Source organism: Bacillus sp. DB-2 (assembly GCF_003315125.1).
GTDB lineage: Bacteria > Bacillota > Bacilli > Bacillales > Bacillaceae_G > Bacillus_A > Bacillus_A mycoides.
Window position 1 is genome coordinate 111,017 of the sequence record NZ_QNRN01000005.1, and the last position, 15,650, is coordinate 126,666.

Sequence of the window (15,650 nt, forward strand, 5' to 3'; positions counted from 1 at the left end):
TTTTATTTAATTATATACGTACAGCTGTACCACTTACAGCAACCATTAACATTCCATCACGAACAACTTCATAATCTACGTCAATACCAACGATAGCGTTCGCACCTTTTTGTTTTGCAAGTTCTTTCATTTCATCCATCGCGATATCACGAGCTTCTTTTAGCTTGCTTTCATAAGAACCAGCGCGGCCACCGACAACATCACGAACTGAAGCAAATAAATCACGAACAATATTTGCACCCATAATAGCTTCACCATTTACAATATCAATATACTCAATAATTTCTTTACCTTGGATTCCAGACGTTGTTGTTACAATCATGACTGACACTCTCCTAATAAGTTGTAGTTTTTAATGTGCTTTCTTATGTCTTTATTATGACATGGAAAAAGTATCTAATCTATTGAATTACCTTACAGGAGTGTGACAATTTTGTAAGGATGAAATATTATTCTACCTTTTCCTTACAATAACCACCTAAGTTGACGGAATATTGTTATAATTGAATTAGAGGAGGAGATAAAATGAAAAAAATCACTTACATATGTGCTCTAAGTGTTCTATCTTTCACTTTAATAGGTTGTACAAGCACTTCTACTACAAATAATACTCCAGCAACTAAGCAAGAAAATACGAAAAATGCCATTCAATTAAACTCTGCAGACATTACCAACATTGAGATGTTTAGAACAACAAGTAATACTAGTTCCAAATCTCAAACAGATAACGAGGAAATGATACAATCAATCGCTTCAGCAGTCCAAAAAGGAACACCAAAAACAATCACACTAGATCAAAAAAAGAGGGTATCTGCGCATTCTACTATAACCGTTACATATAAAGATGACTCAAAAGAAGAGTTTCTTGTGTGGGTTGATAATAAGGAACAAATTACGATTGCTAAAGATGAGAAGAAAGATAAAGTTGAAGGTGTTACGGTGAGTATTAAAGACGCTAAGATAATGAAGGATTTTTTTAAAAATGATAAAACGTAAAAGGATCCCCATCAACTTAAGGATTCAAAATCAGCACAAAATTTTGTTCAGAAACACTATAAAATTCCAGCCTAATAGGTCTGTGGCGAGACCATATATTATTAAACTTAAAATGTTTCAAATCGAAGGAAGACACCTTATAAGGTGTCTTTTCTTTATTTTCAAAAGGACCTGCTCAATTCATGCTTAAAAACATAAAGTAAAGTGAACCCGTTAAAATACATGAGTGACCCCTTGTTTTATCCTCTTATCTAAAGGAGGAACTATTATGGGCTTTGGTGGTAGTTGTGGTAGTTGCGGCGGCGGCGGCTTCGCTGGAGGATTTGCTTTATTAGTTGTATTATTTATTTTATTAATCATAGTTGGAGCTAGCTGCTTCTGCTAAAAAACTATCGGAAAAGACACTCATGTGAGTGTCTTTTCTTCATGAAAAAATCCCCGTGCTAAACAAAAAATAAAATAAGCTGCCCATATGGACAGCTTATTTATATAATTATCGTTAGCGGAAGTTAAAAATTCTTAGTTTCTTGCTCAATTAAAGCACTACATTAATCTAGAAATTCAAGTAATTTCAATTTTTCAATTATCATTGACTTATATTTGATAGCTTCATACTGTGAATTATCAATTTTTGTCTTTTTTATATTTAACATATCAAATATTTCTCTTTCAATATCTCTTCTTGCTTCTAAAACTTTAATTGTTCCGTCTAAACCGTGATAGCCTTTCATTTTCGCATACCCTTGATTTGTATAATACTCAATAAATCCAGCAGACCATTCTTTTGCCCTTTCATTAAATACCTTTCTGAATGAGAATTCCAAATCATCTTGTTCTATATAAAACAATACTGGATTTAATTTCTCTATGATTTTCGCTAATGCATTAATATAACTTATAACTTCCTCTTTTTTTTCACCATATTTAACCATTCCGATTGTTAATGGATTTTGTATGAAGCAACATTCAAAAATATAAGTTTTATTTTCGTTGTTGGCTATTTCAACAAAATCCCTCCATTTTTCAGTTATTAATTCAATATTCCTCTCTAGCGGTAATTCATATATATCATTTTTGAAAATGGTATTTAATAAACTTTCAGGAAAATTAGAGCCGTATTCATTTTTAATTTTTTTATATGGCAATAAATAATTGTTTCCTCGCTTCGTGACTCTATCACTAATTACTCCCCTAAAATTACCACTATTCACTAACAAACTTTCGAATTCACTTTTATCAAAACAAGATACCCCATCATAATCAGCAGGGTGGTCTGGATTCCCTTCAAGAAATAACTCAACGTCAATATTTTTTTCAATTAGAATATCGTAAAGCAAGTTTGCAGTGGTGGATTTCCCAAAGCCAGGAAGCCCTTCTACTATGATTAATTTTGTATTCAAAAAAATCTACACCTTTCTAAGACAAAATAAAAAGTTTTAAATTAAAAATAAATTGTCCACTGAACTCATCCTCACCTCTTTTTTCTAAATTTTACCATCTGAATAATGCGGTAGTAAAGAAGTTTTTCTTGTATATCGTATACATAATCGGTTGACATAACGTCTCATTATTGGTAGCAATAATAAGGAGGAACCCTAATCTCACAAGTAAATCTCCTTTTTTTGTTCTATGGATCTATGCATTTTTTTATACATTCCTATCCTGGCGCGGTTTTAGGGTTCTCGTTTGTTATTGGATTAGCCGAAAAACTGTATAAAATCTTGCATGCTCTTAGCGGGGTACCGCCAACAAAACACGATTTCGTACGCTAAGAAAAAAGCCTTGCTACATAGGTAATGTAGCAAAGCTTTTTTAAGTTGTTTAATTCTCGCTCCACGATCGGCTTTAACTAACACTTTAATTATTTTAACAGCCTTTTGTTTAATTCCCACAAAGCCGTTTTGTTACTATCCCATTTTAAAAGCGTTACGGCTTCCTCAAAGCACAGCCATTTATAATTGAAGTGTTCTTTAGATAATTTAATATTTTTTGTAGGAACTTTAACTCCAAAAGAAAATTCTTTTATTACATAAACATCTTCGCCCCAAAGAAATTCACCAACTACATCCTCTACTGGTAGTGAAGACACAGAATCCAGTTTTATATATGGACTTTCTCTTGTAATACCAGCCTCTTCAAACGCTTCTCGTTTTGCTGATTCAATAGGAGTCTCACCATCTTCTCCACCACCAGCTATTCCTTGCCAATAACCATAATCACTTCGATTAAAAATGGCATATTGAATGGAATCATCAGTTTTTATATAAGGAAATATCAATACTTGATACGGTGCTCTCATTGCTTAACCTCCTCTCGAAAAAATATGAACAATTTATTCAATAACTTGCTATTTTAGTAAATAAAGTATTTGCATTTAAACTTTATAAAACTCAAATGTATTTTTTTCTAAACATATTGTTTCATTGGAATTTTTGATAATAATATCAAAACGTTGACTATACTGATGCATAAACACTTCATACTGAATCCGACGTTCTTCATGAGACTTCCTTAAGTAATTAATATCGGCTCCTCTTTCAATAATATCACGGCTAGACCTTCTCATTAATTCTGTTTCTCCATCTGTATAGAAGTAAATTTTCAAATCAAATAAATTTGGATTAATAAATGCGACACTCATTCCTTCTACAATCGTCACCTTATTTTTCGAAGAAATTAACTCACTTTTCATATAATGTGTATCCATTGTATAAAAATCTAAACCCGCTCTTACCATTTGAACATCTCTTTCTAACGCAGACAAATGATGGGCTGATGGATGACAAGCTGTCATTTTATCATAATGATTTTCATTCTGATATGTATAGTGGATATTTGTATACTTTCGTACATTTGAACTAATAATGTATGGATCTGTATTAATATAACTCACTTTATTTTGATTTAATTGGTTTATGAGCTTATTGGCGAACGTTGTTTTTCCGGCAGTACCGTGTCCTGAAATGCCAATAACAATCTGTTCATTGGTCATACTGATCCAATTTATAATTTCTTGTAATAACTTTTTCATTATTCTCCCCCTGTTACTAATACATCCCCTTATTTAATTCATCTTAATATAGAGTTATCCTACTGTAAAATCATACATGAAGCAAAAAAATGGTATGATTATCCATCATATCATCTCTATTTTTAAAAAACTATATTAATTTTCAAAGGATTTTATTGTTATTTGGGGTAGTACCATATCCGCCATCAAGCTAACCAAGTACACCATTTACAAATTCAAAAGAATCCCCCTCAAAGCATCAGCTTTAAGGGGGTCCTCCTAGTATTTTCTCTCTTCATACAATCGATTTGCTTTATATGAGAAAAAGAAAAACATACCAATCGCAGCTGGGATAAAGAACCATGAAATGCCCCTCATTAATGCAAATGGTGTTTCAAATAATAATGATCCTAAAAATGCTGCGCCGTGCATATCCCATAATCCTGGTGTATAGTATAGGTCTTTCGGATTTAAAATCGCTCCTAGATTAATTGTTTTATTAAACATAAATAGGATTAACAGCGGCAAATAACATATCGCCAATTCTAAAAATGTCTTAGATAGACGCTTGTACTTCCCTGCTCGTGACATTTGATCTGAAAAAATGTCATCTTCACTTTCTACATCTACCTTTTTAAAATATTGCGTACCAGACCACCATTTACCGGCTATATGCTTCCAGCCACTATCTTCAAATAACGTACAATAATTAATAAAATCACTTCGTCTATTAAATACTCTATGATCTATTTTAATTTTCGTATCTTCCGGTTCTGCGATTTTAAATCTATAACCGAATGCATTACTTTTTAGTTGATAGCCTTTCCAAGCCATCTCTTCTAACCATTTTTCCTCTTTCTCAAAGTCTAAAAAGAATTTCAATCTCCACATCTTCACTTCCCCCTAACTATACATTTAATAAGCTTTTTGTAACCCCAATAATGTGCTGCATTCTCATAAAGTCTAAATGTAATACTTCTTTCCCCCGCTCAGTAATGACATACACTTTTCTTCGTTTATCTTCACTTTTTACGGATTCTATTAATTGTTGCTTTAATAAATTTTCAACCGCACCATATAATGTACCCGCCGCGATTTTCACTTGATGATTACTAAGTTCCTCCACCTTTTGCATAATTAAATATCCGTGTGCTGGCTCTAATAAAGCTAAAAGAACGTAATACGTTGTTTCCGTTAATGGTAAATTTTTATCTCTATTCATAAAGACCTCCAGTGTAACGATAAATATATAGCCAAACTATATAGTTCAACTGTATAGTTTTATTTTATACAGTTAGACTGTATATGTCAAATTAAGGTATAAAAAAAATAACCTAGATCCCTTAAATGGATCTAGGTTATTTTTAATACATAAACGTAATCGTCACTAAAGAATACCCTTCTTTTGCATTATACGGCTCAGCTTTATAAGAAACACGGTTCGCTCCTTGCGGATAACCGATTTCTCCAATTACTTTTTTCACATCTTGCAATGCGCCATCCATTGATTGTTTATAAAGAATTTCAATCTTTGCTGACTTTGTGCTATAACGTTGCTGCATTTTATTTTTGAATTCATTATAGTTATTTGCGATATATTCATTTCCTAAATAATTTAACTTTGTATCTTTTAATATTTGCTGATATGCAGGTGTTTTCGTACCACCTGTCGCAATTTTATTTGTTAATGTACTATAATAGTTTGTTGTAGCTTGCGGATAGTCCCCGCGGTTCCACTCATGATTTCTTGCAATTTGCTCATCTGATAAGTTGAAATAAGAATATGTTACGCGGCCTTGTTCATCTGGCACCGGATCATCGAATGTTGTATCAAGGTGATACCATTTGTTTTCGATTTTCACCAAGTTCCAAGCATGAGGCTGACCGTCTCCAGTTCCTACTACAAAATGATTCTCAATTCCAGCTTCTTTTAATAATTGATAGGTTAATAGTGTGTAACCTTGGCAAACGGCAGAACGATTCGCGAGTGCCTCATATGCTGTATACGCTTTATAAGACGTATCGTAAGAAACATGTTTTACAACATAATCATGAATTGCCTTCACTTTTTCATGATCATCCATTCCCGTTTGAATAATAGAAGAAACGATCGCTTTCGCTTGTTTCATCACATATTCTGTTTGTTCTTTCGTTTCACGATATGTAATCTTTAACGTAAATGTATAATTTCCAGGGGATCCAGAAAGTCCATATGAAACATTCGACCTATTATAATTTGTATACTCATTTTTACTTGCGACTTCTTTATACGCGTTAAAAAGTGTATTCATCACTTCTTCTGTATTACTATTTTTCGTTTTATATGGAAGTGTAATATTCGTTTCATACGTATTAATACGTGTTTGCACTTCATTTTTGAATGCTGCTAATAATGCCGCATCTCCTGTATCTTGCACCGCAACCTCAGGCTTTTTATATTTCAATGCATTATATAAAAACTGTGCATACTGTTCACGCGTTACCGTTTTAGCTGGTTCAAATTTCCCGTCTCCTGTACCAGATGCAATCCCGTTTGACTGCACGGCACTAATCGCATTTTCTGCCCAAAATCCATTTGGAACATCATTAAATGTATGTTTTTGTTTAGCTGAAACTTGGAACGCATTTTTAATAATTTGCGCCATTTCTGCGCGGCTAACAGAATCTTTCGGTCTAAAACCGCCATTTCCATCACCTTTAAAAATCCCCAATTTCGTTAACGTTAAAACCTCTTCCGGAAACATTGTAGAACCTGAGCGAATATCTCCATACGGATTATTTAAAGTAGACCCATCTTGTAATACATAACGAGCAGCATTATTACTAAACGTACCACCTTGCTTATTTGGTACTAACACACGATAAATTAAAGCTGCAACTTGCTCCCTCGTCGCAACATCACCAAAACCAAACATCCCATTTCCATAACCTGAAATAATATTTTTGCTCGCTAAGTCTTTAATCGCAGGATAGGACCAGTGCGATGTAGGTACATCGGAAAAAGTACCCGCTTCAGCAGCTTTCATCTCACCAATATTTGTATATAATAAAGCGCTACCAATAAGCGTTAATGACGTAATTGATTTTAATAGTTTTGTGTACATAATGCATTCTCCCAATATTTTCTCTATTTGTGTTATTTTTTGTCGAAAAATCTAAAAAACTATGACAAGAAACATTATACAATTAAAACTTTTCGGAGGATATATTAAATTTTAAAATATGCAAAAACTCATATTACTATAGTAATTCGTACTAATATTATGTTGCAAATATATAAAGTGAAACTTTAATCAGTGGGGGTTTTGTTCATCCCCCACTGATTATTAGCCCGCACCAACCGGGCGTTTACGGACAGCAGGGCTCCCACCTAACTTCTTTGCTCCAGCCGCATTTTAAGGTGTGAGTTTTACTGCCCACAAATAGCGGGATAAATAAAAAGAAAAACACTAATGTAACATCGTAAATATACATATCGCTTTTTGAGCTTTTATTTCGCTAAAATGTAGCCTAAAAAACAATGCTATCTCCATTAAAATCACAATATAATCCTGAGAACATACCTTTTAACATGATTCATTGTAATTAACTTAACTTTTTATTTGCTAAGAAACTTTGCAACAGAACCTAGCAAAGTCTCAAAAAACAACTTATTATCAATCAATATTTAGTAAAAATATATTATTTCTTTAGAATTTATTTAATTTTCATTATTTTTTATTTAAGGTTATCCTTTATATTTATAATGTGTTTATTTGAATTTATCATATTGAGGCAGAGTTTCACATGACTATAAGCAATTCGAAAAATGAAAAAAACAAGGTCCCCATTAGATTAATTATACTGTTTTTTTGCGTCTTTTATCTATTTATATTAATTACTATGCAGCTAAGAAAAGTACAATTTATTGATGGCTATACATATAAGAATGTAGTTAAAAAACGAGAGAATGCGACAATTAATATTACAGTTCTGTGCGGGAAAACTTGGGTAAATTCAAAGGCATTAATACGGAAATTGATTGGGATCGTAATTACGGAAATGGTAACATATGAAAACGATGGAGAGAGGAGAGAGGAAATAAAATGAATTTAGTGAACTTACGTCCTAAACAGCGGTCTAAGTATCGCATTCTACTAGGGACATGGTATTACTCTACAAAGAGGTACATTCAGTGGTTAGCAGATGGAAAAACATATGCAAAAACATTTCAACAAGAAAAGTTACCCTATACAGCGATTCGGCACCGAACGATACTACTTCGTAAGCTCAAAGATGTAGATATGTGGTATCAACAGAATAAAGTTGTTAATTTGAAGATTGCTATTAAACAACTAAATGGTATCGTCATTAGACCGGGAGAAACATTCTCTTACTGGCGTTTAATAGGTAAGCCTACGAGGAGAAAAGGGTATGTAGAGGGCATGATACTACACTATGGATCTTTTCAAGCAGGCATTGGAGGAGGGCTTTGTCAGCTTTCAAATTTAATATATTGGATGACCTTACATACACCATTGACAGTAACAGAGCGATATCGTCATAGTTTTGATGTCTTTCCTGATTCCAAGCGGACCCAACCATTTGGAAGTGGAGCGACTTGTTCTTATAATTATTTGGATTTACAAATCAAAAATGAAACGGACCAATCGTATCAACTTCACCTTTATATTACAGATAAGCATTTAGTCGGTGAGTGGAGAATTGCCCATCCGCAGCTTTATCAATATGAAGTATATGAAAAAGAACACTCAATCCAATCTGCATACTGGGGTGGTTATATACGACATAATGTTATTCAACGTAAAGTATATAATCAACAGAAACAGTTTATAGAAGACCAATATGTAACGGAGAATCACGCTATAATGATGTACGAACCATTATTAGCTTATAATAATGAGGAGGGTAAGTGAAGGTAACCTTGGTGTATCAAGTATTTTTGTCTAGTAACACACTACATGCCTCTCTTCATATAATTAATAGTCACAACCCTTTTTGCAACATAACTTTTTCTTGTTAAAAAACTTTGTAACAGAACCTCTTTTTAGGTTCTAGTGTGAAAATAAAAGGATGTGATAATTAATTTTTTCTGTACATCATAAAAAATCAATTATCAAATTCTTCTTTAAATGGTCTTAAGGATAATAACAATACAATTATACTTATCATTTCTTACAATCAAGTCTGATAAGTATTTTGTAATTTAATAAAAATCTCGTATGAGAATGTATTTTTGCTCATGCATTTCAATTAATTTGAATCATGCTACATAAATCTATTTTGATTTCTCGACATATAAATCGCTGCTATGCAGAATATAACAGGACCACTACTGACTTTCTCCCTTTGTTTTACATCTTTCATGTGGAAGGAAAAGGAAATTATCTGACGATATCATTTCTCGTTTTTATTGAAAATGAATTTTATATCTTCCTTTCCAATGAACTGGTTCCTAAACTAAACTGCGCCACGTTTCTAGAATAAGAAAAGAGCTGTCCATAAGTCAGTTTCACCAACTTATGAACAGCTCCTCTTAGTTTCACCTTATTCTATCGATGAATCCAAACTGCACCTGCAGATTTGTCTTCAGCTTGACCTACTACTTCAAACTTCAATCCTAGTTTCGGCAACTTACGTCCTGCATCTGGAATTGCACTGTTGATGTACTGCTTAGAGTCATCAAATTTTGCAACCCCTGGTAATCCTTTATAGTCAAAGATACCGCGAGTTGGCGAATCTACTCTCCATGCTGGCGTTTGATCAAATGAGAATGCCGCATCGGCGATTTGATAACGCGTACTGCTCTTCACAGTCGGTTGTCCGTTTAATGTACCTACGATTGCCTCTGGATGAGAATCTACTACTCCTAAGAATCCTTCACCTGGATGAACACCTACCCAGTTATCTGTAAAGCTTTGATCCGCATACCATACAACCATTCCTGTATTAAAGACTGGACCACGCGCATGTTGTAACGCCGTGTCAGAACCAGCGTAATTTCTCCACTCTACATAGTAATTATTTTTTTTCTGTTCCAATCCGTTAGATACAGTAAATCCTTTTAATGTCATTGCTGGTTGACCTTCTGCATCATCTGAGAAAACAACTTTTCCATCTACAGTTAATGCAGCATTATCTAACGCAAATCCTTTATAAGCTACTGCAATATCTGTTAAATACTCAAATTGCAGTTTTACTTTTTTCCCTTTAAATTGGCTTAAATCGTATGATTTATCAACCCACTTACCATTAGTTGTATCCACGCCGTCTTTTACATCTTTTTCGCCCATTCTATCAATACGTGTCTTCGTTCCATCTTCTGCAATCGCATATACGTCAAGGAAATCATACTTCGCTTCAAGTTCGTAGAATGCCTTATAATCGAACTTAGCATTCGTTGCATTTGTTAAGTCAAATACTGGTGTCTCAAGTGTTGTATGAATGTCATTTCCTTTTGTGCTGTAATAAAACTTCTTACCAAATGCCGCTTCGATATTTTTAATATCTTTGTCTGGCAAGTTAACACGAACGATTCCTGGTCGTTTTGATTTTGTAACACTTTGATCTAAATATGTTGCAACACCGACTCCCGTGCGAAGTTTATCATAATCTACCTCAACGATATTCGCCCAGTTGCCATTCATATTCTTTTGGAAAAACTCTTTATTTTGTGGTGAGAAACTTGTTGGCTCTGTTCCTGCAATTTTTCCAGCCCAGCTACCACCACTCATAATAGACCATGACTCAATAGGTTCACCTTGTCCTGAGTACTTCGTATCGTACTCATCTGGTAAGCCTAAATCATGACCATACTCATGCGCAAACACACCAACTGCTCCATCTTCAGGCTCGATTGTATAATCGTATGCAGCCATCTTTCCGCCCCAATTCGAAACAGAAGATTTTGTGCCATCAATCGCATATGGTTTTGATCCAAGTTTTGAACGATGAGACCAAATCGCATCATCTTTCAATTTACCGCCGCCAGCTTCTTGACCAACGCCAGCATGTACAACCATTAAATGGTCAATAATGCCATCTGGCTCGTTTTTATTTCCATCACCATTTTGATCGTATTGATCATATTGGTCATAATCAGCTAAGTTAATTCCTTTTGCTACCGCTGCTTTTAATGCTTCTTTCACAAGATCGCGCGGCCCTAAAGGACCTTTGTTATCATGACCAGTGCCCGCATCCGCACCATAATCTGAAGCTTTCCCTGGAACAGTAAGCCATTCCGTTACAGTTCCATCAACTGTGTAGCTGCCGCCAGATTGTTCTTCATAATATTGTTTAAATGTATTAATCTTCGATCCATCAAATAACGTAAATGGTTCATCACCAAATAACATTTTTTGATAATGTTCACGATTAAAGTCCTTAGAATACATGTATCCTGGCTCTTGATCAATATTGTTATGCTTAAAATCGCTAAATTCTACAAGTAAAACAAGCACTTTATCTTTTCGAACAGCACCGTTGTACTCTTCTTGCTTCGCTGGTGCAGTAGGGACTTTTCCATTTAATTTACTAGAATTCAATCCTGCACCTTGTCCAGCTACTGGCCCTACTGTTGGCTGCTGCGCCTGTTCATTTTCCTTCATTTTTGCATCTTTTACTTTTTTCATAAAATCCGAAGCTTCTTGCGTAAGACTATCTCCTGTCAAGATTTCTTTACCAGGGTTTTCCCCTTTCTTTTTCTCAACATATTTTTCGACAGCCTTTGACGTCTCAGCTTGTGATGCAGATTGATCAATTACGCCCCGTTGTTTTAGCGCTTCTGCCAAACGCTCCTCCGGTATTAAATGCTCATCTATTGGTAGAGATGATGGCGAATCAGCATACGCCGCATGACTTCCAAAAGCAAAACTACTACTTAGTACTGCCGCTGTTGCTAAAACTGATAATGGTTTTAACTTCTTATTCTTTTTCAATGCATTTCCTCCCCAGTGTCTGCGAATTATCGTTTTTTTTGCCGATAGCAACATAATATTCTCTTTATAGAGAATATTCAATGTTTTTCAACAATTAAATATTGAGAAATATTTTTTGTGCAGGGTGGAATGCGTAGGATAAGAAAATACAAAACTTCTACTAGTTTATGTTTTGCACATAACCATAAAGTGGGGTCACTCGTTCTTTTGTTTTGATGGCGATAGAATAGTGCTAGGAAAGGCAAAGAAATAACAAACAGCCCAAGTTCCTCATTGGAACTCGGGCTGTTTGTTATTTGAATGAATACTTTCCATAATGAACGATTACATTTCAAGCCAATTTACAGAGTTCCTTTCCTAATTCCTTTATATTAAAAGAGCGCCACCCTAATTCGGATAGCGCTCTTTATATTTGGCATCAACCACCATAATCTCCTACTGACATACTTTGAATCACATTTTTATGCTGTTTCACATCTTTCTGTCCTACTAATCCTAATGAAAACGAAAAGATTGTAACGATCCCCATCACACTGATCAATACTTTTTTCATTTTAATGCCCCCTTGTCTTGTGCTTTCTTTCTAAATTTTGTACCCAAGTAAAAATACTTACTAGATTCCATGTGCTTTTCTTCCTCTAAAAATCTCACCCCAAGTGCCTCATAGTATTCTTGGACATTTTCATATAATTCTTCCCTCTCAAAATAGCGAATTCCTTCTAACACTATTTTTTCAAATTCCGTTGCGGGGTAATTATTATTTAATCCTTTTAGAATTATAAAGCGGTGATAAAATTCCTCTTGCTTGATTTCCTCTACAACTTTTAAACCATTTTCAATAAGTTCATTCGCTAGTTCTACCTCTTCTAATTTATAATGTTCTAATGCTTTTGCAAAAATTGCCTTATAATGATTTGGATTCTTTTCTACTACTTCAGAAAGATAGCGAATCGCTAAAGGCGATAGGTTTTGATTTGAATACATCCAACCTAAGTTATGGCGCACCATCAATATAAACTTTTCTTCTCCAACCCTTTTGAATTGGTCCAATGCTGCTGTGAAATATTCTTCAGCTAATCCCCATTCCCTCAAATGAATACAAGCCAATCCCAAAATATTCTCACAGAACGCCACGTTAATTTCGTAGCCACTTTCTTCAGAATACATTTCTTTCGCTTTTTTCCCATATTCAAAAGCCTTTAATCCTTGCTGTATATCATAGTGGAATGTAGCCATTTTAAAATAAAATTCAGCCTGTTCTAACGGATCGGAAATATATCTCAAATACTCTTCAGCTTGATCATAATACTCTTTTGCTAAATGCAAATTACCAAGTTCATTTGCGTGAATCCCCTTAAAGAAGTAATAATAATACGTTAAAGGATTATCCGTAGGCTTCCCAAATGCATCTATTTCATTAAAACTATCTTCAGAAACCCCTAAATTATTAATTAAATAATTGTATCTAAACTCTAGTAAGGAATGATATAGAAATAGACTTTAATCCTGCGCCTCTACTTCTGCCTCCTTCTTTAGTTGAGATATTTTAAAGTCAATTTCCTTTTTCAAGCGTTCCGCTTCTGGAATACGTCTTGATCTGATTTCTATGTACCATTCATTTAGCAATTCTAATACTTTCTCTTTCGTATTAGCGACAACCATATCCCCCTCTTATTCACAGTCAAAATACTCACTACCTTAATAATAACAGAAAATTCTAATTTATTTCTCCTCATAATCCGTTATTAAAACTTTCTCAACATTTATCACACAATTATAAGACCACATTGATTTTCTCTTCATGATTTTCAAAAATCATGTATCATTCTTTCGTTTTTTGTATATACATAAGTATATACATTTTTTAGCAGGAGGTGATACAATTGAACCATAGTAATACAAATAATAGCAAAGGGATGATTCATGTGACAGTAGTTGCTGAAGCTATCGCAAAAGGAACTATCCGAACTTGGGGGAATAGCCTCGCTGTTCGAATCCCATCGGAAGTCGTTAAAATGGCTAAGTTTAAGGATGGAGTTAAAATTGATTTCCACGTTTCAGATAACGGAGAAATCGTTTTACGCCCTGCATCATATCCTGAAGCCGATGATCAAGAAGGTCTAAGAAAATTGTTCCTATCCTTGCGTGGATCTTCTAAGCCAGGTGTACGTAGTCATGAAGAAGAACTTTATGAGCCAATAGGAGATGAAGAAATTTAATGGCTATTTCAGGAAATGTAGTTCGCGGGAGTATCGTTTGGCTTAATCTGTATCCGAAAGCCGGAAATGAACAAGCGGGATATCGCCCTGCAATCGTTATATCAGACGGGCTTATCGATGATACAATCTCTAGTTTAGGTATTATCGTTCCCACAACTTCAAAAGTAAAAGGCTACGCTTTCGAAGTTCCCGTTCCTTCAGGTATACCAATGAACGGCGCTTTAGTAGGAACGCCATATACGAATCTCTCAGGTGTAGCATTAACAGATCATGTGAAGTCATTAGATTTAGCTGCAAGAAACGCAACTGTTGTTGGTCATATTGACTCAAACTCTGATTTCTATAAAAAAGTCGTAACATATGTAAGAGCAATGCTAGCATAGCAACAAAAAGGCATTTTGATAAATATATCAAAATGCTTTTTTATCAAAATCGCTATTTGTGGCTAGTAACCACCCCTAAACCCACCTGCACTAATTGTAAAGCCTGTAGCAAGTAGGAGTGCAATTACTTTATTTTTTTCATTCCAAATGTCTTTGCTGTATTTTGTTATAATAAAATATAATAGTTTTATATGTTACCCGCGTAACCTAAAGCATCCTCTTTCACATCCGTTATGCGTCTCCATTCCTCTAACGCCTCTTCTTCTGTATCACGACAAATGACGTAAGCCGCGAGCCCGAATGACTGCAATAGCTCCTCTGTGACTTTCTTTCTACGATTCTTCATATCTTCTATTTTCACAAATACTTCTTCCACTGTTCCCCCATGCATTACATATGCATCCGCGTGATTTACAATTACTTCTTTTCCTCGCTCACTCTCACCACCTGCATAGATCTTAATGCCTTGTTTCTGTACAGGTTTTGGACTTAAATGTGTATGATGAAGCTCATAAAAGTTCCCTTTATAAGAAAACTCTTCTTCTTTCCAAAGCCCTTTCAAAACTGTTACAAATTCCTCTGTGCGATCATACCTTTCATCATGTGCGGTAAATACTCCGCCGTACTGCCTCGCTTCTTCTTCCCACCATGCTGAAACTACATTCAATGTAAAACGACCATTACTTAATTGATCAATATCTGCTGCCATTTTCGCTGTAACTGCTGGATTATGGAAGCCAGGTCTTACAGCTGTCATAATCTCTAATCGATTAGTTACTGCTGCAAGTGCTGCCGCAGTTGTCCATGCTTCTAAACTTGGTGCTGAAACACCTTTTATATCATTTAAATTTAATTCCGCAATAAGTGTTGTTGAACAGCCTAATTGTTCTGCTACTTGCGCTGTTTGTTTTGCATACTCAAACGTAGGCGGCATAGATTCATCATCTACATTTCGAAGCCATCCCCCCAAAATCGGTAACCAAAAACCATACTCCACTACCTATTCCCCCTTTATCTTTTAGCCATAAAGTGAAACTTTAATCAGTGGGGATTTTGTTCATCCCCCACTGATTATTAGTTGAACCAATCGGGCTTTTACGGGCAG

14 protein-coding genes and 3 pseudogenes are annotated in these 15,650 nt (G+C 34.7%); 6 read left to right on the top strand and 11 right to left on the bottom strand.

Annotated elements, in window-relative coordinates; genetic code table 11:
- Positions 1-10: 10 nt before the first annotated feature.
- The gene (locus DET63_RS10155; protein ID WP_000637510.1) at positions 11-322 is read right to left on the bottom strand and encodes a YbjQ family protein; all 312 of its coding nucleotides are present in this window, start codon (positions 320-322) and stop codon (positions 11-13) included.
- A 203-nt stretch (positions 323-525) separates the two neighbouring features.
- On the opposite strand from DET63_RS10155, the gene DET63_RS10160 reads away from it, so the two are divergent.
- Together DET63_RS10160 and DET63_RS10165 are read left to right on the top strand one after the other, a co-directional pair.
- Positions 526-996, top strand: coding sequence for a hypothetical protein (locus DET63_RS10160; RefSeq protein ID WP_113936631.1), 471 nt, complete (start codon positions 526-528; stop codon positions 994-996).
- Positions 997-1,264: 268 nt separating this feature from the next.
- Positions 1,265-1,381: a YjcZ family sporulation protein gene (locus DET63_RS10165; RefSeq protein ID WP_002069235.1), complete on the top strand. Its 117-nt coding sequence runs from the start codon at positions 1,265-1,267 to the stop codon at positions 1,379-1,381.
- Between the two features lie 163 nt (positions 1,382-1,544).
- Here the strand turns inward: DET63_RS10165 and DET63_RS10170 are convergent, their stop codons facing one another.
- From DET63_RS10170 to DET63_RS10200, 6 genes are all read right to left on the bottom strand, one after another.
- The gene (locus tag DET63_RS10170; RefSeq protein WP_113936632.1) at positions 1,545-2,396 is read right to left on the bottom strand and encodes a P-loop NTPase family protein; all 852 of its coding nucleotides are present in this window, start codon (positions 2,394-2,396) and stop codon (positions 1,545-1,547) included.
- A gap of 461 nt (positions 2,397-2,857) precedes the next feature.
- Positions 2,858-3,295 carry an NUDIX hydrolase gene (locus DET63_RS10180; protein WP_001202613.1) on the bottom strand — a complete coding sequence of 146 codons (438 nt, stop codon included), beginning with the start codon at positions 3,293-3,295 and terminating at the stop codon, positions 2,858-2,860.
- Between the two features lie 75 nt (positions 3,296-3,370).
- On the bottom strand, positions 3,371-4,027 hold the full coding sequence (locus DET63_RS10185; RefSeq protein WP_113936633.1) for a uridine kinase family protein: 657 nt from the start codon (positions 4,025-4,027) through the stop codon (positions 3,371-3,373).
- A gap of 258 nt (positions 4,028-4,285) precedes the next feature.
- Positions 4,286-4,897 carry a DUF2812 domain-containing protein gene (locus tag DET63_RS10190; RefSeq protein WP_113936634.1) on the bottom strand — a complete coding sequence of 204 codons (612 nt, stop codon included), beginning with the start codon at positions 4,895-4,897 and terminating at the stop codon, positions 4,286-4,288.
- A gap of 16 nt (positions 4,898-4,913) precedes the next feature.
- Entirely contained in the window at positions 4,914-5,228 is a 315-nt protein-coding gene (locus DET63_RS10195; protein ID WP_001078071.1) for a PadR family transcriptional regulator, read from the bottom strand.
- A gap of 142 nt (positions 5,229-5,370) precedes the next feature.
- Positions 5,371-7,110 carry an S-layer homology domain-containing protein gene (locus tag DET63_RS10200; RefSeq protein ID WP_113936635.1) on the bottom strand — a complete coding sequence of 580 codons (1,740 nt, stop codon included), beginning with the start codon at positions 7,108-7,110 and terminating at the stop codon, positions 5,371-5,373.
- A gap of 682 nt (positions 7,111-7,792) precedes the next feature.
- Between DET63_RS10200 and DET63_RS30925 the strand changes: the two are divergent.
- Both DET63_RS30925 and DET63_RS10210 read left to right on the top strand, forming a co-directional pair.
- Positions 7,793-7,996 (top strand): annotated as a pseudogene (locus DET63_RS30925) (hypothetical protein); the annotation flags it as partial.
- A 95-nt stretch (positions 7,997-8,091) separates the two neighbouring features.
- A complete protein-coding gene (locus DET63_RS10210; RefSeq protein WP_113936637.1) occupies positions 8,092-8,922 on the top strand; it encodes a VanW family protein in 831 nt (276 codons plus the stop codon).
- 636 nt (positions 8,923-9,558) lie between these two features.
- On the opposite strand, the gene DET63_RS10215 is transcribed toward DET63_RS10210, so the two are convergent.
- From DET63_RS10215 to DET63_RS10220, 3 genes and pseudogenes are all read right to left on the bottom strand, one after another.
- Positions 9,559-11,943: an immune inhibitor A domain-containing protein gene (locus DET63_RS10215; protein WP_181777910.1), complete on the bottom strand. Its 2,385-nt coding sequence runs from the start codon at positions 11,941-11,943 to the stop codon at positions 9,559-9,561.
- 418 nt (positions 11,944-12,361) lie between these two features.
- Positions 12,362-12,496, bottom strand: a complete 135-nt coding sequence (locus DET63_RS30610; RefSeq protein WP_257475379.1) for a hypothetical protein — start codon at positions 12,494-12,496, stop codon at positions 12,362-12,364.
- Positions 12,493-13,605 (bottom strand): annotated as a pseudogene (locus DET63_RS10220) (response regulator aspartate phosphatase). The gene DET63_RS30610 and the pseudogene DET63_RS10220 overlap by 4 nt, the downstream one beginning before the upstream one ends.
- Positions 13,606-13,826: 221 nt before the next feature.
- Here DET63_RS10220 and DET63_RS10225 point away from each other — a divergent pair.
- A complete protein-coding gene (locus DET63_RS10225; RefSeq protein ID WP_061674074.1) occupies positions 13,827-14,162 on the top strand; it encodes an AbrB/MazE/SpoVT family DNA-binding domain-containing protein in 336 nt (111 codons plus the stop codon).
- Entirely contained in the window at positions 14,162-14,545 is a 384-nt protein-coding gene (locus DET63_RS10230; RefSeq protein ID WP_113936639.1) for a type II toxin-antitoxin system PemK/MazF family toxin, read from the top strand. Before DET63_RS10225 ends, DET63_RS10230 begins: the two co-directional genes overlap by 1 nt.
- Before the next feature lie 196 nt (positions 14,546-14,741).
- Here DET63_RS10230 and DET63_RS10235 read toward each other — a convergent pair.
- Positions 14,742-15,542, bottom strand: a pseudogene (locus DET63_RS10235) (LLM class flavin-dependent oxidoreductase); the annotation flags it as partial.
- Positions 15,543-15,650 lie beyond the last annotated feature (108 nt).

What these genes read in the sequence shown, in the direction of transcription:
- DET63_RS10155 (WP_000637510.1), bottom strand. Translation starts at nt 322, where the DNA reads ATGATTGTAACAACAACGTCTGGAATCCAAGGTAAAGAAATTATTGAG.
- DET63_RS10160 (WP_113936631.1), top strand. Translation starts at nt 526, where the DNA reads ATGAAAAAAATCACTTACATATGTGCTCTAAGTGTTCTATCTTTCACT.
- DET63_RS10165 (WP_002069235.1), top strand. Translation starts at nt 1,265, where the DNA reads ATGGGCTTTGGTGGTAGTTGTGGTAGTTGCGGCGGCGGCGGCTTCGCT.
- DET63_RS10180 (WP_001202613.1), bottom strand. Translation starts at nt 3,295, where the DNA reads ATGAGAGCACCGTATCAAGTATTGATATTTCCTTATATAAAAACTGAT.
- DET63_RS10185 (WP_113936633.1), bottom strand. Translation starts at nt 4,027, where the DNA reads ATGAAAAAGTTATTACAAGAAATTATAAATTGGATCAGTATGACCAAT.
- DET63_RS10190 (WP_113936634.1), bottom strand. Translation starts at nt 4,897, where the DNA reads ATGTGGAGATTGAAATTCTTTTTAGACTTTGAGAAAGAGGAAAAATGG.
- DET63_RS10195 (WP_001078071.1), bottom strand. Translation starts at nt 5,228, where the DNA reads ATGAATAGAGATAAAAATTTACCATTAACGGAAACAACGTATTACGTT.
- DET63_RS10200 (WP_113936635.1), bottom strand. Translation starts at nt 7,110, where the DNA reads ATGTACACAAAACTATTAAAATCAATTACGTCATTAACGCTTATTGGT.
- DET63_RS10210 (WP_113936637.1), top strand. Translation starts at nt 8,092, where the DNA reads ATGAATTTAGTGAACTTACGTCCTAAACAGCGGTCTAAGTATCGCATT.
- DET63_RS30610 (WP_257475379.1), bottom strand. Translation starts at nt 12,496, where the DNA reads ATGAAAAAAGTATTGATCAGTGTGATGGGGATCGTTACAATCTTTTCG.
- DET63_RS10230 (WP_113936639.1), top strand. Translation starts at nt 14,162, where the DNA reads ATGGCTATTTCAGGAAATGTAGTTCGCGGGAGTATCGTTTGGCTTAAT.